This window comes from Kiritimatiellia bacterium (genome assembly GCA_025054615.1).
In the GTDB taxonomy this organism is placed as follows: domain Bacteria; phylum Verrucomicrobiota; class Kiritimatiellia; order CAIVKH01; family CAIVKH01; genus JANWZO01.
Genome location: JANWZO010000015.1, coordinates 1 through 21,621, shown reverse-complemented (window position 1 = coordinate 21,621; position 21,621 = coordinate 1). Strand labels below are relative to the sequence as shown.

The window sequence follows — 21,621 nt, the reverse complement described above, 5'->3', positions numbered from 1 at the left end:
AGATTTTTGCATCGAGAGATTTTTTCCATGCCCTGGAAATTCCATGCGATGGAAGCCGCCCCGCAATTTTTTACATGCGATGGAATTTTGTGACAGGCGATGGATCTCCGCGGCTCTTAGCCTACTGATCGGGGAGCCGTCAGGAGGCCCGAAATGAGCAGTTGAGGCTAGCGGGCGAGGAACTGGTGCCGGTAATAGTTGAGTTCGGCGATGGAGGCGAGGACGTCGTAGTAGGCGTCGTGCCGACGTCCATCGAGAAGGTGCTTGGGCCCCGGCAGGAAGCTGCGGACGAGCTCGATGTCGTCCTTGTCGAATTCCGGGCCCTGCCGCCAGTCCTGCCATTGAAGTTTCAGGGCGGTGACGTCGAGGTGGCGGTAGTGGAGGAGGGAAACGAATCGGGGCAGGTATTTGCAGGCGAGGCGCCAATCGGCGTGGATGCTGTTTCCCGCGAGGATGGGCCGCCGCTTTTCTTCGCCGCCGGGAACGTTGATGCGAGAGACCAGGGCGGCGAGCCGGGCGTCGGCCTCCTCGATGCAGACGGCGAGTTGGGAGCGGCAGATCTCGAGCAATTGGGGCGCGTTTTCCTCGAGCCAGGGGCTCACGTTCCTACCGGGATCGAGGCGGATGAAGAGCCGCAGGTCGTCATCCGGCGGGAAGAGGCGCTCCAGGTCGGGATCGGTCGCGACGGCGGCGATCTGCAAAAAAACGGCGGACTCGAGGTCGAGAGAGGAGTATTCCGCGTCGAACCAGATGTAGGCGGTGCTGCGGTAAGCGCGCTCGCGCATGCGTCAGGCGTGTTGAGGCCCGAAGTTCTCCAGCGGATTCCCCTCGGGCAGGGTGATGGGGCACGGCGTGAGGTTCCAAATTTGAGTGGCGTATTCGCGGATGGTCCGGTCGCTGGAGAACTTGTTCATGCGGGCGACGTTGAGAATGGCGCGGCGGGCCCATTCATGGGGGTCGTTGAAGACGCGCGAGACCTCGGCCTGGCATTGGACATACATGTCGAAGTCGGCCAGATGGAAATATTCGTCCCCGCGCTCCATGAGGGCACGATAGATATCCCGGAAGATGGGGCCCTCTTCGGGCACGAATTCGTTGTCGCGGATGGCGTCGATGACACGCCGAAGGGCAGGGTTGCGGTGATACCAGTCCCAGGGGTTGTAATGTTTGCGGAGCTCGATGAGCTCATGGGTTTTGTGGCCGAAGATGAAGATGTTTTCGGCGCCGACCTCCTCGGCGATTTCGATGTTTGCGCCGTCCAAGGTGCCGATGGTGAGGGCGCCATTGAGGGCGAGCTTCATGTTGCCGGTTCCGGAGGCCTCCTTGCCGGCGGTGGAGATCTGCTCGGAGAGATCGGCGGCAGGAATGATCAGCTCGGCGAGGGATACGCCGTAGTCTGGCAGGAAGACGACCTTGAGTCGATCGGCGACGTTCGGGTCGTTGTTGATCGCGCGGCCGAGCGAATTGATCAGTTTGATGATCAGTTTGGCCATGTAGTAGCTCGGGGCGGCCTTGGCACCGAAGATGAAGGTCCGCGGCGTGATGTCGATGTTCGGGTCGTCCTTGATGCGATGGTACAGGTAGATGATGTGCATCGCGTTGAGGAGTTGCCGCTTGTATTCGTGCAGGCGCTTGATCTGTACGTCGTACATGGACGAGGGGTCGATCCATTCGCCCACCAGGTCTTGGACGACGCCGGCCAGCCGTTCCTTGTTCTGGCGTTTGACGCGCAAAAATTCTTCGCGGAACTCGGGGTCGTTGGCGAACGGCTCGAGCTTGCGGATCTCGTCGAGGTTTCGGATCCAGCCGTCGCCGATGCGGCTGGTGATCAGTTGCGCGAGACCCGGGTTGCAGACCAGCAACCATCTGCGATGGGTGATGCCGTTGGTTTTGTTATTGAAACGTTCGGGGAACATCGCGGCGAAATCCGCGACGGTGTAGCGCTTCAGCAGGTCCGTGTGCAGGGCGGACACGCCGTTGATGGAATGGCTGCCGACCATCGCAAGGTGGGCCATTCGGACCTGTCTATTTTCTCCCTCTTCGATGAGGGACATACGGCGCACACGGTCAATGTCTCCGGGCCAACGGAGATGGACCTGCTGGAGGAAGCGGTGGTTGATTTCGTAGATGATCTGGAGGTGACGGGGCAGGACGCGCTCCATGAGGGAGACCGGCCATTTTTCCAGGGCTTCTGGGAGAAGCGTGTGGTTGGTGTAGCCCATGGTTTTGACCGTGATGTCCCACGCCTTTTCCCAGGGCAGGTCAGTTTCATCGAGGAAATAGCGCATGAGCTCCGCCACGGCGAGGGCCGGATGAGTGTCGTTGAGCTGGATGGCATTCTTTTCCGCGAAAGCGTCCCATGAAGAATGGTTTTTGCGGTAGCGCCGGATGATGTCACGGATGGTGCAGGTGACGAGGAAGTATTCCTGAATGAGGCGCAGCTCCTTTCCGGCGTGGGTGGCGTCGGACGGGTAGAGAACCTTGGTAATCGTCTCGGCCCAGTTCTTCTCCTCCACCGCGCGGACGTATTCGCCCTGATTGAAAACGTCGAGGCGGAAGCTTTCGGTGGCGCGGGAACTCCACAGGCGCAGGACGTTGACGGTGTTGACGCCAAATCCGATGACGGGCATGTCGTAGGGAACGCCCTCGAGCATCTGCCAATCGACCCAGACGGGTTTCCGGCCGCCACCCACGGTGGGGACGTGTTCAATGCGGCCATACACGAGCACGGGGACGGTGTACTCCGGACGAACCATTTCCCAAGGGTTTCCGTACTTCAGCCAGTCGTCAGGCCGCTCCTTCTGCCAACCGTTTTCGAATTCCTGGCGGAACAGGCCGTGCTCGTAGCGCAGACCGTATCCGTAGCCGGGGTATTCCATGGAGGCGAGCGAATCGAGGAAGCAGGCGGCCAGCCGACCGAGGCCACCGTTGCCGAGCCCGGCATCCACCTCTTGGGTGACGAGGGTGTCGAAATCGATGTCTAGTTCGCGGAGCGCTGTCCGCGCGGCTTCCGTGACGCCCAGCGCGGCGATGTTATTTTCGAGGAGCCGGCCGAGAAGGAACTCCATCGATAGGTAGTAGACTCGCTTCACGTCGTGGTCGATGTAAGCGCGCTGGGTGGCGATCATGCGATCCATCGCGAGCTCGCGGATGGCATAAGCGAAGGCGATCTCCTTGTCGTAATCCGTCGCGCTGCGCCAATCCTTGCAACGCGTATAGATCAGGTGGAACAGCATTCGGTCGCGGATGGCTTTCGCCGAGATTTTGGTGTTCGAAAGGGATGTGCTTTGGTTCGCCATAACGGATATCCATCAAAACGTTTTTGCGCGCTGGACTGGGATGCGAACGCTCACCCCTCCGCGCTGGTTATACTAACCCATCCCAAACATTCTTTCCGAGGAGTTATGTGGCCGCAACATCTTTTTAAAACACGCGGTTATCTTGGGCGATGTTGACTGAGTACCCTCTGCGGAGCTCGGCGGCGGATTCGGCCTGTATTCAGAAGCGATGCCGGCTACAGTTTACCGCGGTCGATAAGGTCGCGGAAGTAGGCGATCGTGCGCAGGAGGCCGTCGGTGAGATCGACCTTGGGCTCCCAATTGAGGATCGTGCGAGCCCGGCGGATGTCGGGCTGGCGGATTTTCGGGTCGTCCACCGGCAGTGGCTTATGCACGATCGGCGACGAGCTGTTGCACAGCCGTTTGATTTCGTGGGCGAAATCAAGGACGGTCATTTCGCGGGGGTTTCCAATATTCACCGGCTCGACGAAATCGCTCATCATGAGTCGGTAGACCCCGTCGATCAAATCGGAGACGTAGCAAAAGCTGCGCGTCTGACGACCATCGCCGAATACGGTGATGGGTTCGCCTTTGAGCGCCTCGGTGATGAAGGCCGGGACGACGCGTCCGTCTTTCGGGCGCATGCGGGGTCCGTAGGTGTTGAATATGCGGACGATGCGTGTGTCGAGCTTGTGGTAGCGGTGATACGCCATCGTCATGGCTTCGGCAAATCGCTTGGCCTCGTCGTACACGCCGCGGGGCCCGATGGGATTGACGTTTCCCCAGTAGGTCTCCGGCTGAGGGTGGACGAGGGGATCACCGTAGCACTCCGAAGTGGAAGCAAGCAGATAGCGAGCTTTTTTGGCTCGGGCCAGGCCGAGCGTTTTGTGGGTGCCGAGCGCACCGACCTTCAGCGTCTGGATCGGAAGCTCGAGATAGTCGATGGGGCTCGCCGGCGAGGCGAAATGCCAGACGTAATCAACGCGACCGGGGATGTGAATGTATTCGGTGACGTCGTGCTGGATAAATTCGTAATCGGGGTTTGCCCGAAGGTGGGCGATATTGTCGAGGTTTCCCGTGATGAGGTTGTCGAGGCAAATCACGCGGTGCCCATGGGCGAGCAACAGGTCGGTCAGGTGAGATCCGAGGAAGCCGGCCCCGCCGGTGATGACGGAGACGGGCTTCGAGTCGTGGGCTGGTTGGGACATATTTCGGCGGATGTATGAAGGCGAAGCCCGATTGTCAAGCGGTGCAACGTTTCGGGCGGGAACGCCCCCTCAATGGATAACCATCTGGGGGTAAAGGTCCCGCACAAATGCGGCGATCTGCTGTTTATAGGCGCCCGAGCTGTCGCGGTTTCCGGAAACGGAGATGTAGGCCCACCGGTGCGCGCGATTGTGAAAAATGCGGTCCGACGCCATCCAGATCATGCGGGTGATATGATACGGCGTTTCGCGCCCTTTGCCCACGAACCAGTAAGCGTAATAGCTCTCGTGGGAATGATACCGGCCGTCCGGCAGACGGCGCCGGTGAAGCATGTCGAGCACCATCACATCCAACGGGTCTCGTCCCTCCATGGGGACCTCGAGGACGCTGCTATGGACAATTTCATTGCCCTGCCCGACCAGGCAGGTTTGGGGTCGATGGATGCTGGCCCGCTCGCGACCGCTCATCACGATCGATGCCATGACTACTTCGCCCTTTGGCGACCTGTACTGCTTCTTCAAGACCTCCGTATCTGAGGGCAGAAGGTCGGCCTCTATCTTGGACATGGTGTGAAGCCGGCCGCCGCATTTGGGGCATGTGCCCGATTCCGGGACCTGGCTCAGAAAGACAGTCGCTTGGCAACTCGGATTCTGGCAAAATCGCAGCTCGTCGCCAGTCCACTCGCCGACGCGATCAGGCAGATATACGCGGACGCCGGCCTCATCGGAGAGGTTCACGTCGACGGTGTACGCCAACGCAAGCGAAGTCAGCGCCATCAGGCCGATGACGACGAAGTAGGGCTTAAGAGGACTTGTTTCCATCGTTCCCGCATCTCCCTCAGATCCATGTTCAGAAGTGCGCTCACGCCGAGCATTAGCCCAATGGCGACCGAGAAGACGACATAGCCCGAGTAGTCATGGAACAGCCCCAATGCCAGCTCTTCCCCAAATGCCTCGGCGACGATCGCTACGACGACGATTCGGGCAATGTTGCCGATAATGGCCAGCGGGATGGCCGAGAGAAAGAGGAGCCACTTTTTGAGGAGCGTTTTTTGCGTGAAATAGGCGTAGACCGCCGTAAGCGCGGTTAGGGCTAACAGCGAACGGATCCCGCTGCAGGGGTCCGCGACGTCAAAGCTGAACCCGCCGGCCGCCGCGGAGTATATGGCGGAGCCGGACCTTTCCGCCGCGATGCCGAGCCCGTTGAGCAGGGCCGTTGACACAATGGTGGCGAAAATCCGGAGCGGAAAAGTGACGCTATCGAGGAAGTTGAGCGGAATGCAGAATGTGAGATAGGCGCAGGGGAAAATCAGGATTTTCGCGACCCGCCACCCATAAAAGTAGAACGGGATTCCCCAGATCAACAGGACAAGTCCAAACAGGGAAAGGCGGGTTTGTTGGGCTTTGGCGCCCAACCAGTGAAATAGCAGCGCGAGGACAACCACCGCCAACCCGATGTAGCTAACCGATTTGGGAGCCGCCGCGAGTTCCTTCCTCTTCAGCCAGACAATTGCGGCGCTGACGAAAGGGATCAGCCAGCCATGCGAATAATCGCCGGTGCCGTCGTCATCGTCCCACCGCTCGACCATCCAAAGAATCGCCGATCGGCCAAAGGCGCGGACGTCAGTGGTGTTCCCTTGGAAATGAAATAGCAGAAAGGCGAGCCCGATAATGACCGACGTTAGCGCCAGCTGTATGAGGGTTTGCTTGGAAAGGCGCGCCAGTCTCCACTTTTCGATCAAAATCGGATCGTTCATGAGCAACAGAAAGGTACACACGGCCCGCCGGAGGGTCAACCCGGCCGCAGCCCTCAACAAGGGTCAACCTTCCTTTCACGGAGAGGCGGAGGCGATTCACGCCCCGATGGCTGCTCCTCTTTGGCTCAGTGAATCGCTGCTTTCGCCATACAGACGACGGTACAGTTGGCGATGGAGGTCTGCGATGATGGGCCAATCATAGCGAGAAACAGCGCGTTCGCGGGCTTGGGCGGAGCGGGTTTCCAGCTCTTCGGTTTCGCCGAGTAGCGCAAGGATTGACTCGGCCGCGCTTTCAGCGTCGTTACGGGGCACGTAGATGCCGGCGGGGCCGGCATATTCTCGGACTGATGGAATGTCGGTGGCAACCAGCGGCGTGCCCGTTGCAAGCGATTCCAGCACGGCATTGTTCATGACGGCGTGTCGCAACGGTAGGAAAACCATCCGGCTGTTCCAATACAGGTTGACCAACTCATCATCCGAAATCCCGTGGTGCAGCTCGATGCGAGACAGGCGTTCCGCGAGCCGTGTGCGTATTAGCCTATGATTTTCAGCGTTTGCGACCACCGCGAAGCGGACCGTCGGATGGCGGTCTAAAACGATCTTCGCTGTCTCACACCAGGTGTCATAATCGCGAAGCCAATTCCCTACGGTGAGCACTCGCGGGGGCTCCACATGCGCCCGCGGAAATGTCGGAGGGCGGAAAAAGGCGCAATCGACTCCCTGGGGGATCGCGACGGTGCGGCGGTCGCCCAAAAATTGATCGATAACCGGCCGCTCGCATTCGGAGAGCGCAATGACGGCATCGCACGCGCGGAGAGCGTTGAGAAACTTCGGGCGCGATGGGTGACCAGGGACCGGTCGAAGCAGCTCTTCAAAGGGTTGGTGTACGGTAGCCACCAGCAAGTGGTGTCTTTTCCAGCGGTCATCCCGCAACATCGTATTTTCGGAATGGAAGTGGTGCACGAGCGTACGCTCGGAGCGCCAGTAGAAGCGGCGGATGGCGTACTCGCAGTAGTAAAGCCACCGCCAGTAAACGGCCGTGTGCAGACGATTCGGCAGCCTGAATACGAGTTCTGGGGGAGTGACATCGACAACAATTTGGTCGCTCAACACTCGCTTCATGGCCAGAAACGACGAGTGCAGACCGAGATGGCGAAACGCGAAACCGAAAAAGACGGCGGGGGTCATCGAATCTTAGGTGCGACTGTCTGCCGCCGCTGGCGGGAGATGTTCTGCGAGAAATTTCGCCAGTTCGTTCATCGACTGAAGATGATAATCGGCGTCGGTCGGCGCGCGGCCGCCTTTGACTTTAACCGTTTTGGCAACTCCGGCGCGCCGGCCCGCAATCACGTCCTTCTCCTGATCGCCGATCATCCAGGAGCGTGATAGGTCCAGGTTGTGCTTGCGGGCGGCTTCAATGAGCATGCCAGGATTGGGTTTGCGGTTTGGATGCGTGTCGTCGGTGGAAGTGCATTCGATGACGTCGTGAACGGCGAGACCCTCCGCGGCGAGCAGGGCGTGCATTTTCGAATGGATCCGGTCGAGGTCGGCTTGGGTCATGTGGCCGCGTCCGACGCCGGATTGATTCGTGACGATGACGGCCTTGTAGCCCTTTGCCAGCACCACGCGGAGCGCGTCTGTGAAGCCCGGCAGCAGGTGGAATTCGTCCTCATGTAGAACATAGCGTTTTTCGTCGTCCGGCGGATGGTTGACGATTCCGTCGCGGTCGAAAAAGACACAGGGCGTTCCTCTGCCGTGTTTCATGGCCCATGTAGCGTAGCGGCCTGTATCTCGGGGGCAATCCCAAGGTTTGATTCCGCGCTTCAATCCTGTTTTCGGGGATGATTTACTAAAGGTTTTCAGTGGACTCCATCATTCCAGACCCTCGATCGGATCCTCGGGTGGCCATGGTATGGCTAGAGGACGGCGCGCTCGGTTATCCACCTATCTCCGCCGCGCCATACAATCCATCCGAGTCGTATCCGGAATACAACGGTCCGTTGGGGAAGACGCCCAACCCGGTGTATGCGGCGGTTCGGCGCGCGCTCGCGAATTTGAATCTGGACGCGAAACGGTTGGGACGACCCGATTGGAATCCCATCGGTGAGCTGGTTCCGCCCGGTTCTCGGATCGTGATTAAGCCCAACTGGGTGCTGCATGCCAACGAAGGGCCGGGCGGAACGGACTGCCTGATCACGCATGCGTCGATTTTGCGGGCGGTCATTGACTACGCGCTGCGGGCGCGGCCCGCAATGCTCGTGGTTGGCGACGCGCCGGTGCAGGTATGCCGGTTCGATGCTCTTCTCGGCTTGGGATTCGAGCGAGTCGCGGAGTGGTACCGGACCCAGGGCGTCCCCATCGAAGTGAAAGATTTCCGCCGGACCATTACCGTGCGCGGATCGCACTCGGTTCGGGTGCAAACCCGTTTGCGGCCCATGGAGGAGTACCGGCTAGTAGATCTGGGAGCGGAGAGCCTTCTGGAACCCATCTCCGCGGATTTCTCCAAATTCCGCGTGACCATGTACAACCCGGATGACCTTCCGGTCGCCCACGCGCCCGGACGCCATCGCTATCTGATCGCTCGCGATGTGCTGGAGGCCGACCTCGTGATCAACGTGCCGAAGGTCAAGACGCACATGAAGGCGGGCGTGACCCTGGCGCTGAAGAACCTCGTTGGCATCAACGGCAGCAAGGAATTCCTGCCGCACCACCGGAAGGGCGCTGCGGATTCCGGCGGGGACAACTACGAACGGCGCACCCTGCCCAAGGCACTGCTGGAGGATGTGCTCGATTGGATGAACCGACACGCGCTCGACAAGCCCAACCTGTACGGGGTAATGAATCGGATCGCTTACAAGATTTTATGGTTCGACCGGATTCGCGGGCTGCCTGCGAATGTTGAGGGCGGGTGGCACGGGAATGACACAGTCTGGCGCATGTGCCTTGATCTGAACACGATTTTGCTTTATGCCGATCGCGAGGGTCGCTTGCGCGAAATGCCCCAGCGCGTGACCCTACATGTCGGCGACGGCATTATTGCCGGCGAGGGGGATGGCCCGCTTCGGCCGGACCCTGTTCCATTTGGGCTCGTCACGGCCGCACTCAACGCCGCGGCCCACGACTGGGCGGTCACAACGGCCATGGGCCTGGATCCACGCCGAATCCCGATCATTTGCCGCGCATTCGACACTCGGCCCCACCCTCTGGCGGGGTTCGGCCCGGCCGATATCGAGGTGGTTACCGACGGGGTCGCTCCCCCTCGGGCTCTCCGTCCCGCTTCGGGCTGGCGCGGCCACTGTGAATCTGTTCCGGAAGAAAGGTGCCGGGCATGAAAATTTATTCCTGTCGTTCGTGCGGCGAGCCGTTGCACCATGTGTTTATTGATTTGGGGGCCTCTCCGCTCTCCAACAGCTATCTGAAGCCGGAACAGCTCGACGAGATGGAGCCCTTTTTTCCGTTGACTGTGCGGGTCTGCCACCGCTGCTGGCTCGTGCAGCTTCCGCTGATTGTCAGGCCTGAAAACATTTTCACCGACTACGCCTACTTCTCCTCCTTCTCCACGACATGGCTCAATCACTGCGCTCGGTACGTGGACGAGGTGATACCCCGTTTTGGAATCACCAGCGAGAGCCGAGTGGTCGAATTAGCAAGCAACGACGGCTACCTGCTCCAATATTTTGTGCAGCGAGGCATCCCCGTGCTGGGCGTTGAGCCCGCCGCGAATGTTGCGCTGGCCGCACTCGCCAAGGGCATACCGACGCTGGTTAAATTTTTCGGAACGGAAACCGCGAAGAGCATGGCGGCATCGGGGCTTCATGCGGACCTGCTCATCGGTAACAACGTCTTCGGGCACGTGCCGGACCTCAACGACTTCATCGCCGGCTTCAAAATCCTGCTCAAACCCACCGGCGTCATCACCTTGGAATTCCCCCACTTGGAACGGCTGATCGAGCACAATGAGTTCGATACCATCTACCATGAGCATTTCTCCTATTTTTCATTCATAGCGGCGGAGGCTGCGCTCGCGCGGCATGGTCTGCGGGTTTTCGATGTGCAGGAGCTCGGCACCCACGGCGGCTCCCTGCGCCTGTTCGTCACCCACGAGGAGAACGCCGCCCAACCGACTCAGCCCTCCGTGGGCGCGCTGCGCGACCGAGAGATTCGCGCGGGCTTCAATACTTTGGAGCCCTATCGGCGGTTTGCCGAGCGGGTGGAGCGCATCAAACAAAATCTGCTGACCTTTCTCATCGAGGCCCGGCGGGCGGGCAAGAAGATTGCGGGCTATGGAGCCCCAGCAAAGGGGAACACGCTGCTCAACTATTGCGGCATACGCACGGATTTCATCGCGTTCACAGTGGACAAAAACCCCCGCAAACAGGGGTTATACCTGCCCGGTACGCGAATTCCGGTTCACCCCGTCGATCGGATCTTTGATTACAAACCGGATTACCTGTTCATCCTGCCGTGGAACCTCAAGGATGAGGTGATGCAGCAGATGGCGGGAATCCGGGCTTGGGGCGGCAAGTTTTTTGTCGCAATTCCGGATGTACTGGTGTTCGAATGATCTTCACGCCGACGCACATACCTGGCGTCTGGATTGTCGACGTTGAGCCGCGCGAAGACCCCCGCGGTTTTTTTGCGCGGACGTGGTGCCGAGATGAATTCGCGCGGCACGGGCTCGACGCCCGACTTGTGCAATGCAACATCTCCTTCAACCGCAGTCGCCATACACTGCGGGGCATGCACTACCAGGCCCCGCCGCATGAGGAGCCCAAACTGGTCCGCTGCACGCGCGGGCGGATCTGGGACGTGGCGCTCGACCTACGGCGCGATTCTCCGACTTATTGCCGCTGGGTTGCCATCGAATTGTCCGCCGAAAATCGGCGGGCCTTGTTTATCCCGACGGGGTGCGCGCACGGCTTTCTTACGCTGGAGGATAATAGTGAGGTCTTCTATCAGATGGGAGAAGCCTATCGCCCGGAGGCGGCGCGCGGCGTCCGATGGAACGACCCCGCCTTCGGCATCAAGTGGCCCACCGAGCTTCCCTTCCTGTCCGAAAAGGACGCGTCGTATCCAGACTTTGCGCCATGAAAATTCTCGTGACGGGTGCCTCAGGCTTTGTCGGCGCCCATCTGGCGCGCGCATTGCTCGCGCGCGGGCACGCGGTTCGGGCGGTTTACCTGCCCGCCGACCCGACGGATCGGCTCAATGCCCTCGCCCCCGATGTGGAGCGGCTGCCGCTTGATCTGGCAGTTGCCAGCGAATCAATGCTCGAGGACGCAATTCGCGGGATGGACGCCTGCGTGCATGCCGCCTGGTACGCCGTGCCCGGCCGCTACCTGACGGCGCCGGAGAATCTGGTCTGTCTCTCGTTTTCTATCCGACTCCTGCAGGCGGCCGCGCGCTTGCGCATCCAGCGGTTCGTCGGAATCGGATCCTGTGCCGAATATGACACGTCGGTTGGCGACCTTGATGAACAGACGCCCCTGCGCCCTACGACGCTTTATGCAGCGGCCAAAGCATCCGTCTTTCTGCTCGGGGAACAAATGGCCGCCCAAACGGGCATGTCCTTCGCCTGGTGCAGATTGTTCTACTTGTACGGCCCATTCGAGCCAGCGAATCGTTTGGTCTCCGATTTGTTCGCGAATCTCCTCGCGGGGAAACCATGTCCAGTGACCTCGGGGCGCCAGGTTCGGGATTTCCTTCACATTTCAGACGCCGCGGCGGCCGTTGCGGCAGTCGTCGAATCGGATCTTCGAGGACCCGTGAATATCGGGAGTGGAGAGGCGGCGGAGGTGCGGCAGGTGGTGGAGATGGCTGCCGAGCTGACGGGGCGGTCCGACCTCATTCGCTGGGGAGCACGACCGGAAAATCTGCTCGACCCTCCGCGCATCGTTGCCATCAATTCGAAATTGAGGCAAATCGGCTGGTCGCCGGTCCAATCTCTTAAGGAAGGGTTGCGCGACACGATGGCCTGGTGGAAGGAACGAATCCAATGAAAATGGAGATCGATACCCGGGCTGGAACGCTGCGAATCATCGATGGCGAAGGTCAGGCTCGCACGCTTCCTCTGTATGGAGAGGAGGCATTCGACCATATTGGCCGGCTTTGGCTGAAGGTAAATTGGAACCAAAAATACACCTATACCTTCGCTTGGATGGGGCGGCCCATCATCCAGTTGCCGGATGACCTGATGCGCACACAGGAGGTTATCTACCGCATAAAACCGGACGTCATCATTGAGACCGGAATCGCTCATGGGGGATCGCTCGTTTTCTACGCTTCGCTCTGCAAGGCGATGGGGCGGGGCCGCGTGATCGGGGTGGACATTGAGATCCGTCCGCACAATCGGAAGGCTCTTGAAGCGCACGAACTTTTTCCCCTCATCACCCTGATCGAAGGCAGCTCAACCGACCCGGATATTGTTCGGCGCGTTCGGTCCCTCGTTCATCCAGGGGAATCGGTCATGGTCTTTCTGGACTCGAATCACAGCTATCAACATGTACTCGAGGAATTACGCGCCTACGCTCCGCTGGTGACGCGCGACTCCTACATTGTGGCCACCGATGGCTTCATGCAAGAGCTTACGGACGTGCCACGCGGAGACCCCCGTTGGGCGGAAGACAATCCAGCCCGCGCGGCGCGCGATTTTGCGGCTGCGCATCCGGAATTCATACTCGAACAACCGCCGTGGCCGTTCAATGAAAGCAGCCTAAGCCGCAATGTGACTCATTGGCCTGATGCCTGGCTTCGCAGGCTGCGATGACGGTGCAGCGACGAAAAATCTTGCTTGCGAATACCCTCGCGAATGCGATCGGCCAGCTGACGGGGCCCCTGCTTTCGTTTCTACTGGTTCCTCTTTACATTCATTACTTGGGTTTGGAGAGCTACGGATTGATCGGATTTTTCGCCGCGCTGCAATTGGTGCTCGCGATTTTTTCTCAGGGGATCTCTCTGGCCCTCCAGCGTGAACTCGCTCGGCGCCTCGCGGATCCAAAGCAGGCCGCCACGAGCCGTCGCCTGACTCGAACATTTGAGGTGCTCTACGGAACGATTGGCTTGATGTGCGCAGCTGTCATCGCGTCTGCCTCCGGCGCGATCGCTCGCCATTGGGTCACATTGGAGCAAGTCAACGCTCCAACAGTCGCGCTCGCGCTAACTTTCCTGGCCCTGAAGATTGCCGCCTATTTCCTCTATGGTTTGTATCAGTCCATTTTCATAGGCTCGGAGCGGCAGGTATTGGGCAACCTCGTGACCGTGGCGGGCTCCTTAGTGCATGCTGCCGCCGGGGCCGCCGCTGCGATCGCGACCCGGAATATAGCCGTTCTGTGCGCTGCAGAGGCGGCGGCGTCGGTTGCGCTGGTGGTCGCGCAACGAATCGCTGCCCATTCGATACTGCCCGCTGAGGAAAACGGACCCCGCTTCGAATGGTCGGAGCTGAAGCGCCTGTGGGGCTTGTCGGCCGGCCTCATCTGGACCTCGGGCACGGGAGTGCTGATCACACAAATGGATCGCATCCTGCTTGCCAAATGGGTGCCCGCCACGATGCTTGCCGTTTACAATGCAGGTTCGGCTGGCGGAAAATTAGCGAGCCTCGTCTACACGCCTTTTCTGACGGCGATTTATCCCGAAACCTGCAAGGTTGTGGCGTCCGCGGAACCCGCCGAGATCACGCGGCACGTGCTTAGAAACGCCAAAATCGTTGCCGCCTTGTGCATGAGCTTCGGACTCTATCTTTGTTTTTTCTCCCCCGAGGTTTTGAGGTTTTGGACGCGAAATGATCAGATTGCCCGAGAGGGCGCCGCGGTCATGTCGATCTATCTCATCGGCTGCGTCGCGCAAGCGTACGCCTCGGTGTTTTACATCCTGATGGTGGCGAAGGGGTTTGTCCATTGGCCCGCATGGATTAACGCCTTTTCGCTGGTGTGGTATCCATTCGCCTTGGCAGGCCTGACAGCATCGTGGGGCTTGGCTGGTGCGGCCGCGAGCTGGTTGGCTTACTGCGGGCTGACTCTCATCCTGCTCGCGACTGCAAGTTTTCGGCATCATCTTGATCGATTCGCGTGGATACGTTATCTTCATTTGCTCGGATGGAGCTCGATTACAGGAGCGTGCCTCATGCTCGCCGCGCGCGCGGCGGCGCACGTGCTGAACGTCGATTCGCCTCTTTCGAGACTTGTGATTGGAGCGCCGTTCGCAATGGCTGCATTTATTGTCCTGATGATTGGCGCGCTGGGATGGTCGGCAACCAAGCAGCGCGTATTATCCTTCGTTAAGCGACGGCATGAGTAACGATTACGCCATCGTAATTCCCACGCGAAATCGACCCGAGCAGATGCGCGCGGCGCTCGCCTCCTGCGCCGAGGGGCGACCCGACAGTGTCCGTGTGGTGGTCTCCTACCCTTCGATCGAATCCTCCGCGCGTGACGCGCTGTGCGTTCTCTGCGCCACATTCAAGGCGACTTACATTCAATGTGCCGAGCCGTGCTTGAGGTCCACACATCGAAATGAGCCTCCGCTATGAACAACAATCACTCTGATCCTGGCTGAATTATTTGATCTCAAGTTGTTTGTGTATGTTTCTTATTCTCATAAAGATTATAATAAAGAATAACACCCCACAACCGAAATCAGATGGATTAAAGGTATCCTCGAGGAAGACATACCGCCTATTATTTGACCATGAATAAACTAGTTAGCATAGCCATCCCTCTTCGAAACGAAGAACGGTATCTTAAACGCACGCTGGAATCGATCTGCGCTCAAACCTATTCTAATCTCCAAATTATTATTGCGGACAATGCGTCCACCGATAACTCTCTTCAGATTGCGCGTGATTATGCCGCACAAGACTCCCGCATCGAGGTCTACGCGCACAATCACAACATCGGATCGCTTGCAAACTTCAATTTCGTATTTAAAGCGTCTCGCGGTGATTATTTCTGTTGGGCATCAGGCCACGATTTAATGCACCCTGACTGTATAGCTCGGTGTGTGGGGGAACTGGAAAATCGGAAGGAAGCCTGCCTATGCCATACCGCTGCGCTTTGGATCGATGAAACGGACAATGTGACTGGGCGCGTGCTTGAAAACCAAATTGATACGCGCGGGACAAGCGATGCTCAGTCTCGAGCAATCGTTCTAATGTATGGATTGGGATATGCGAATCCAATTTATGGCCTCATTCGAAGAAGCGTCCTCGCCGACACCGGACTCATGCTCCCAGTTATTGGGGCAGATGTGGTTCTGCTTTTGGAGCTTGCATTTCGCGGGGAGTTTATATTCGTGGACGAGCCACTTCGCCTGGCGCGCATGACGGATAGCGCGTGCGCCACGCATCAGGAGTACACTCGAAGATATTTGATCCGGTGCTTTGGGCGATTACCGGATAAAAAAAAGCTGAAGAAAATGTATCGTGAAATGATCCTCGCTCATCTGAATGTATTTTGGAAACATAGCCCAACGCGAGCAGCTGCGCTGCTTAATGTATTATCCGCGTATCATGCGCTTCATATTCGGCATCGGATATTTCGAGAGTCGCTCGCAGGGATAGCGAAAGATACATAAACATGCGAATTCCTATGCATGGGGTAAGGAATGCGGTCCAATGTTCCGCAAAAGGACATCCAACTCGATCAAGTAGGCGGGATTCAATAGGGCCATATGAGAGAAGATGGACCAGGAAATGAGATGTGGATCGCTTATGGCGATGAGTATCTCATAGATACAGATTGGGGGCGATGTCTAGAATCCGTACCGCTATGAGAGATGTTGCAAATAAGTGCCGCTGCAGTTTCTTGTCGCGAAGACTCCAAGAATAGAGCAGGCATCTAATTAGGCTATAGAATGCGAACTTCCGAATTCGGTGTAATGAGGCCGGGTGCTTACCTGCGTGCACGTATTTGAGTTCGTTGATAGAGCAAGCGATTTACACAGCGGTGAGAGGAGCAACGATATGAGAGCCGATGGGGTGAAAAATTATGTCTCACACACTGAAGCACTTAGTGTAAAACTCGGGATGGTGCTGAACAATAGTTGTGCATCCGATCTCATATACTCGAGCGCGGAGCGGTCGGATTCCCAAAGTCATTTGTCACGGTGCCTCATCCTGAAAGGAAGATCTCTGATTCCGAAGATCGCCGGCCCTGCTGTCAATACCCAGATCCAAGAATACCGCCTTCGGCATGGCTCGGAATGCGTTTTCCCGCCGCTCGATCTCGCGCGTTACCACGCACAGCTGCGCCAACAACTGCTCCATTTCGAGGATTCCACCGCCCGCGCGCATTTCTTGGCTATGATTCCAGGTGCACGCGAAGAAGATTCTGCAGAGCGCATGCCGCTTGCGGCGCGTGTACGTCGGAGCGCGCGTAAACTCCTTTGGCCCTTTCTAGGCGAGGCCTTCAATCGGCTGTGGCGCGCTTGTGCAGCCGCGGGATGGACCCCGCCCGGCATGCGATGGTTGACGTTTCCCGATTCCGAATCCGCGTTGCGAACCGCATATCGCTACATGATCCGGCCTGTGCGCCGCTCATTTTTCCTCGCTGATTTCAAAGCTGCGGATGTGGAGACACTCCGCCGTGAATGATCCTTGCGCTGTTTTCTTCGGATTTTCGTTCCGACATCATGGGCTGCACACGGCGGTTCTTGGGCTGGCGCGGGAGCTGTCGGACCCAATCGTCATCGATGTCAGTCCTCCTCGGCCGCGCTGGACGCCACACTGGCTTGATTGGAGTCTCAACTGGCGCTGGTTGTATTACGCTGAGTATCGTCTACTACCCTACTACCGCAGCGACAGGCCGTGCGTAATTCATCACTATCTCTCCGAAAAGACAATGTTTCGCGACCATCGCTGGAAGCGCGATCACCGGCTTGTTGCCACCTGCAATCAACCACTGGAGCGCATTCTCGAAGAAGACGGCAACCCTCGGCGCGCGATGTATAGGACTGCGCTCGAAGCCTGTCACGCGGTGATTGTGCAAACCACCGGCGATGTCGAGACGTTCGCGTCCGCATCGAAAATTCCCCGCCCCACGTACATTCCGCTCGGGGTGGACTGTTCCTTCTTCACACCGCCCGCGGAACCGACGACACCGGGCCGCCCTTTGATACTCACGGTCGGCGACTGGCTGCGCGACTACGCGGTCTGGGCGGAAAGCGTCCGGCGTCTCGCGGACGAAGGGTTGGAGGCGGAATTCGTCGTCGTCGCGAACCGCGACACACTCGCTGAGGCCGCCCGCCTGCTTGGTTCGTCGCGCGCGAACGTGCGATTTTTGCACGGAATCTCCGATGAGGCGCTGCTTGCTCTCTATCGGCGTGCGACACTCTTCTTCCTCCCGCTTCACAATGATATGGGCAATGACGCCCTTCTCGAAGCTCTCGCCACTGGTTGTCCGATGGTACTTACCGACCTTACGGCCACACGGGAGTACGCGGGCGATGCCGCGGTGTATATTCGTCTCGGATCTGCAGAGTCGGCGGTTTCCGCGATTCGCGCGTTGGTGGGGGATGAAGTGCGTCGTATCCAACTCGGACGCGCCGCGCGGGCTCGCGCAGTTGAACGGTGTGACTGGCCGCGCCTCGCCGACCGTCATCGGACTCTGTATCGATCTCTAGACAAAGCGAAAGCATGATTCCGCAATTTGTTGTATCGACCCTGGCGGTTCTCGTCGTGGTGCTGATCGCGGCCTATGGGTTTGCGAGCGGAGCATATGCCATCCACCTTGCGTTGATCGCGGTGCCGGTTCTCATCTATCTGATCAACCACCCGGCAGTCTGGATGATATGGATCTACGCATTTTCCCAAAGCGGGTTGATTTTTCCCGGGTTGCCGCAGGGTTTGCAGGTGGTTCATGCGCTGATGGCCGGCATGGTCGGCCTGCAGGCCGGTCGGCTTGCGATCGAAAAAATCGGTTTGGGACGGCGCAGGGGCGCGACCGATTTTTTTCTCATCGCGTTTATGGGCGTTTTGATCGTGACGGCGGCTGTGAGGGGGTTGGGTCTAAGAGCGCTAGGAGCTGAGACGTGGGGAGGGATGAGTTATATCCGACTGTGGATCGTCGGAAGTTTTTTCCTGCTGACAAAGGCCTTGGAACTTTCCGAAAGACAGTTGGTTCGCGCAATCTACTTCATGCTGGCGATGAGCCTGCTGCCCGCGATCGGCCAGATTGTCTTTCTACTCAGCGGAGGCAAAATTTATCAGCAATATTTGTTTCTCGAGGCTTATGTCGGCGGATTGGTGTCGTCGCTTCAGGCGCTGGAAACCGGTGGTCCCGTTCGTTTGCACATGTTGGGGCAGGTTTCGTTCACGATGTTCATGATCGGTGCGATTCTTATTGAAAGGCGATCAATCATAAGTCGTGCATTATACCTGGGTGTAGCGCTGATCTGCGTGACCTTTTCCGCTTTGTCGGGCTTTCGCGGACGAATTCTGTACATGTTGTTCATGCTGGCGGTGTTGGAGTTGTTGAGGGACGGTGAGATCCGATTCCGACGTCTCTGGCCGGTGGTTGTATTCCTAGCGCTCCTCACCCCATCGATTTACCTGCTCTCACCGATCCTGCCAGGTTCGGTCCAGCGGGCGTTTTCATGGCTGCCGGGAATTGAAATTCCTTGGCACATACGACTGGAAGCCACCATGTCGACGATGAATCGTCAGATCGTATGGGAGATGGCCTGGAATGACGTGCCCCGATACTTATGGATCGGCAAAGGATTTGCGATAAATCCGATTGAGCTTCAGTCGCCGAGCGTTATTGCAGACTGGGTGCTCTTCTCTTATCTCAGCCACAATTTTCACAATGGCCCTCTATCCCTGCTGGTGTGCACCGGTATTCCGGGATTTGTGTTTGGCACGCTTTTTCTGGTTTCTTCCTGTATTTACTTCGCACGGTTTTTGCCGGATGTGAAAGAATTCCCGCTGATCAGGCGGGCATACGTTTTTTTACTGGCCAACCACATCTACAGCGTTATTAGTTTTTACATCGTATTTGGTGACGTGCGTGAGTCCCTTCCCCCGATCCTTATAAACTTGTCGCTAATGCAATCGATATTGAACTCGGTCGAGGTCGAAAAAGTGGCAGCACAGCGATCGCGCCGGAGGAAAATTTTCGCCACATTCTGAAGCCGAATGATGAGCCTAATGATCGCAGTGTTTCGGTAGGTCAACCAGGGTCGGCGCGCATGCTTCCCCAGGCAATCCTTTCCATCGTGGCTGTTGCGATTGTGGTGGCAATCGCGGCGTACGGCTTCTCAACGCGCGGCTATCTAGTTCATCTGGCACTTGTTCTCGCACCGCTCGTTGTTTTTTTAGTCGGCCGTCCGGATCTTTGGCTGGCCCTGGTGATCGGAATCGTCCATAGCCAGCTTATTATCCCGGGCTTGCCGACAGGGCTGCATGTCGCCCACATTCTGATGGCAGGCCTGCTGGCGACGCTGATTGCCCGTGGCTCCATTCGTAAAGAGCTCGCCCGCAAGCGGACGTGGTCGGACCTGTTTTTGCTCATGTTTTTAGGCGTGCTTGCAATGACGGCCTATGTCCGCGGATTTGGATTTCGCGCATTTGGCGCGGAATCGTGGGGGGGGATGAGCTACCTGAAGCTTTTCATTACGGGTGGACTGCTTCTGGCGGCAAAATCAATTTCGCTTTCGGAACACCTTCTTCGTCGTGCGCTTTACATGATGTTGGCGTTCAGCCTGTTGCCCGCCGTGGCTCAGGTGGTGTTCCTTCTGAGCGGGGGCCAGATTTACCATCAGTATTTGTTTATCGAGCCGTATATCGGCGGACTCATTCAATCGCTGGAGGCTCTAGACACCGGGGGAGCCGCCCGCTTCCATGCGCTCGGTGGCGTTTCTGCCTCCCTCCTGATGATCACCTTTATCTTGGTTGATCGTTCCACGCCGGCATCCAAATTGCTTTTTGGCCTCCTCATCGCCGCCTCGGCGATCATGGCGGGGCTTTCCGGATTTCGAGCGAGGTTGTTATATGTCGTGGCGATGCTCTTCACTGTCGGGATGATTGAAGGTGACCGTATCCGATGGGGGCGATTTTGGTTCGGCATTGCGATTCTGATAATATCGATTGCCGGTCTGTATGTGGCCGCCCCAAATTTGCCGAGTTCAATTCAGCGGGCCATCTCCTGGTTGCCTAACATCAACATTCCGTTCGTGATCAAATTGGAAGCGAACCTTTCGACAACGACCCGCCTGCTGGTATGGGAATTGGCGTGGAATGAGGTGCCTCAATATCTGCTGATTGGCAAGGGATTCACCATCAATCCCAACGAGTTGTTTTCCCCGAGCGTGCGGTCCGATTGGGTATTGTCATCGTTTGTGGGACACAATTATCACAGCGGACCCCTCTCCCTGTTGTTGGACACCGGATTGTTCGGGTTCCTATTCGGCTCTCTCTTTATGGTTTTGACGTGTGTTGAAATGTTCCGCAGCCGTCGGCTTCTTATTGGCGGCGGAGTTGCGCGAAGAGCCTACCTATTTCTGCTGGCGAATCATATATTCGGCGTCCTCTCTTATTACCTCATTTTTGGCGATGTCCGCGAATCGTTTCCGGCGATGTTTGTCAATCTGATGATGATGCATGCCATATTGAATTCAAACCGCTCGCCATCCTCTGGTCCTCCTCAATCTGTGGAAACCGGCAATTTTCGCCGGGTAATTATCAGTTGAACGGCACCACATGGACAGCCACTGCCCACCTCTAAAAGTCGCGATGATCGCGCCTTATCCGGCCTCCGCCCTGCTGCCGCTGGCCGAGCTCCGGCCCCGTTATCACACGGAACATCCGGCGCCCTGGGTGCGCGCGCTTGCAACCGCACTGGCCCGGAGCGGTCAGGTGAACGTCCGCGTGCTGGTGGACAGCCGCGCCGTGACGCGTCGCCACGAAGTCCGGGCAGACGAGGTCACATACGTCTTTGTTCCGAAACGCGAACCTATCCGGACAGATCCGTTGCATGGTTACATTCCCGGCGCGATTCGAATTGCACGTGAACTCCGCGCCGACCCTCCGGACCTCGTGATCGGGTTTGGCGTGGAAGGCGGTTGCGCGCGCCTTGCCATTCGACAGGCCTATCCATCCGTCGTGTTCATTCAGGGTATTATCGAAAAAACTTCAGAATTTCGCGATATTTTGCCCTTCCGTCTGCGGGCCTATCTGCGGGATGAGCGCCGCGCTCTGTTCGACGCTGACGCGCTGGTGGCCGAAACCACGTTCGCGCGAGACTGGGCTCGCGGACATAACCCGCGCTGTATGATCGCGCTGATCCCACATGCCATGGACACGGCTTTTCTGGAGAACCGACCGACGTATCGCGAGCCGATCGCCCTTTGCATCGGTTCACTCAATAGGATTAAAGACCCCGAAACGGTCCT

Annotated in this window: 20 protein-coding genes; 13 read left to right on the top strand and 7 right to left on the bottom strand. The window is 58.0% G+C overall.

Annotation, left to right across the window (positions count from 1 at the left end; all coding sequences use genetic code 11):
• Nucleotides 1-167 precede the first annotated feature (167 nt).
• The 7 genes from NZ740_07940 to NZ740_07910 all read right to left on the bottom strand — a co-directional run bounded on the left by NZ740_07940 (nt 168) and on the right by NZ740_07910 (nt 8,004).
• Nucleotides 168-785 (bottom strand): exonuclease domain-containing protein, encoded by a 618-nt coding sequence (locus tag NZ740_07940; protein ID MCS6771940.1) that lies wholly within the window; start codon nt 783-785, stop codon nt 168-170.
• Between the two features lie 3 nt (nt 786-788).
• A complete protein-coding gene (locus NZ740_07935) occupies nt 789-3,299 on the bottom strand; it encodes a glycogen/starch/alpha-glucan phosphorylase (protein ID MCS6771939.1) in 2,511 nt (836 codons plus the stop codon).
• Between the two features lie 215 nt (nt 3,300-3,514).
• Complete coding sequence (locus NZ740_07930) at nt 3,515-4,486, bottom strand: SDR family oxidoreductase (protein MCS6771938.1); 972 nt, start codon at nt 4,484-4,486, stop codon at nt 3,515-3,517.
• A gap of 69 nt (nt 4,487-4,555) precedes the next feature.
• Nucleotides 4,556-5,305 (bottom strand): exosortase-associated EpsI family protein, encoded by a 750-nt coding sequence (locus NZ740_07925; GenBank protein ID MCS6771937.1) that lies wholly within the window; start codon nt 5,303-5,305, stop codon nt 4,556-4,558.
• On the bottom strand, nt 5,260-6,240 hold the full coding sequence (locus tag NZ740_07920) for an exosortase/archaeosortase family protein (GenBank protein ID MCS6771936.1): 981 nt from the start codon (nt 6,238-6,240) through the stop codon (nt 5,260-5,262). Before NZ740_07920 ends, NZ740_07925 begins: the two co-directional genes overlap by 46 nt.
• 96 nt (nt 6,241-6,336) lie before the next feature.
• Nucleotides 6,337-7,362 (bottom strand): glycosyltransferase family 4 protein, encoded by a 1,026-nt coding sequence (locus NZ740_07915; protein MCS6771935.1) that lies wholly within the window; start codon nt 7,360-7,362, stop codon nt 6,337-6,339.
• Nucleotides 7,363-7,434: 72 nt separating this feature from the next.
• Nucleotides 7,435-8,004, bottom strand: a complete 570-nt coding sequence (locus NZ740_07910) for an HAD family hydrolase (GenBank protein ID MCS6771934.1) — start codon at nt 8,002-8,004, stop codon at nt 7,435-7,437.
• 143 nt (nt 8,005-8,147) lie between these two features.
• On the opposite strand from NZ740_07910, the gene NZ740_07905 reads away from it, so the two are divergent.
• The 13 genes from NZ740_07905 to NZ740_07845 all read left to right on the top strand — a co-directional run.
• Entirely contained in the window at nt 8,148-9,572 is a 1,425-nt protein-coding gene (locus NZ740_07905) for a DUF362 domain-containing protein (GenBank protein MCS6771933.1), read from the top strand.
• Complete coding sequence (locus NZ740_07900) at nt 9,569-10,804, top strand: class I SAM-dependent methyltransferase (protein ID MCS6771932.1); 1,236 nt, start codon at nt 9,569-9,571, stop codon at nt 10,802-10,804. Before NZ740_07905 ends, NZ740_07900 begins: the two co-directional genes overlap by 4 nt.
• The gene (gene rfbC, locus NZ740_07895; protein MCS6771931.1) at nt 10,801-11,331 is read left to right on the top strand and encodes a dTDP-4-dehydrorhamnose 3,5-epimerase; all 531 of its coding nucleotides are present in this window, start codon (nt 10,801-10,803) and stop codon (nt 11,329-11,331) included. The genes NZ740_07900 and rfbC overlap by 4 nt, the downstream gene beginning before the upstream one ends.
• A complete protein-coding gene (locus NZ740_07890; protein MCS6771930.1) occupies nt 11,328-12,239 on the top strand; it encodes an NAD(P)-dependent oxidoreductase in 912 nt (303 codons plus the stop codon). Before rfbC ends, NZ740_07890 begins: the two co-directional genes overlap by 4 nt.
• Nucleotides 12,236-13,006 carry a cephalosporin hydroxylase family protein gene (locus NZ740_07885; GenBank protein ID MCS6771929.1) on the top strand — a complete coding sequence of 257 codons (771 nt, stop codon included), beginning with the start codon at nt 12,236-12,238 and terminating at the stop codon, nt 13,004-13,006. The genes NZ740_07890 and NZ740_07885 overlap by 4 nt, the downstream gene beginning before the upstream one ends.
• A complete protein-coding gene (locus tag NZ740_07880; GenBank protein ID MCS6771928.1) occupies nt 13,003-14,532 on the top strand; it encodes an oligosaccharide flippase family protein in 1,530 nt (509 codons plus the stop codon). Before NZ740_07885 ends, NZ740_07880 begins: the two co-directional genes overlap by 4 nt.
• Nucleotides 14,525-14,764 carry a hypothetical protein gene (locus tag NZ740_07875; GenBank protein MCS6771927.1) on the top strand — a complete coding sequence of 80 codons (240 nt, stop codon included), beginning with the start codon at nt 14,525-14,527 and terminating at the stop codon, nt 14,762-14,764. The genes NZ740_07880 and NZ740_07875 overlap by 8 nt, the downstream gene beginning before the upstream one ends.
• Before the next feature lie 158 nt (nt 14,765-14,922).
• Nucleotides 14,923-15,807, top strand: a complete 885-nt coding sequence (locus tag NZ740_07870) for a glycosyltransferase family 2 protein (protein MCS6771926.1) — start codon at nt 14,923-14,925, stop codon at nt 15,805-15,807.
• An 883-nt stretch (nt 15,808-16,690) separates the two neighbouring features.
• Nucleotides 16,691-16,825 carry a hypothetical protein gene (locus tag NZ740_07865; protein MCS6771925.1) on the top strand — a complete coding sequence of 45 codons (135 nt, stop codon included), beginning with the start codon at nt 16,691-16,693 and terminating at the stop codon, nt 16,823-16,825.
• Nucleotides 16,818-17,870 carry a glycosyltransferase family 4 protein gene (locus tag NZ740_07860; protein MCS6771924.1) on the top strand — a complete coding sequence of 351 codons (1,053 nt, stop codon included), beginning with the start codon at nt 16,818-16,820 and terminating at the stop codon, nt 17,868-17,870. Before NZ740_07865 ends, NZ740_07860 begins: the two co-directional genes overlap by 8 nt.
• A complete protein-coding gene (locus NZ740_07855) occupies nt 17,867-19,360 on the top strand; it encodes a hypothetical protein (GenBank protein ID MCS6771923.1) in 1,494 nt (497 codons plus the stop codon). Before NZ740_07860 ends, NZ740_07855 begins: the two co-directional genes overlap by 4 nt.
• A 59-nt stretch (nt 19,361-19,419) precedes the next feature.
• Nucleotides 19,420-20,919 carry an O-antigen ligase family protein gene (locus tag NZ740_07850; GenBank protein MCS6771922.1) on the top strand — a complete coding sequence of 500 codons (1,500 nt, stop codon included), beginning with the start codon at nt 19,420-19,422 and terminating at the stop codon, nt 20,917-20,919.
• Between the two features lie 43 nt (nt 20,920-20,962).
• A partial coding sequence (locus NZ740_07845; protein ID MCS6771921.1) for a glycosyltransferase family 4 protein occupies nt 20,963-21,621 on the top strand: 659 nt, incomplete at its 3' end.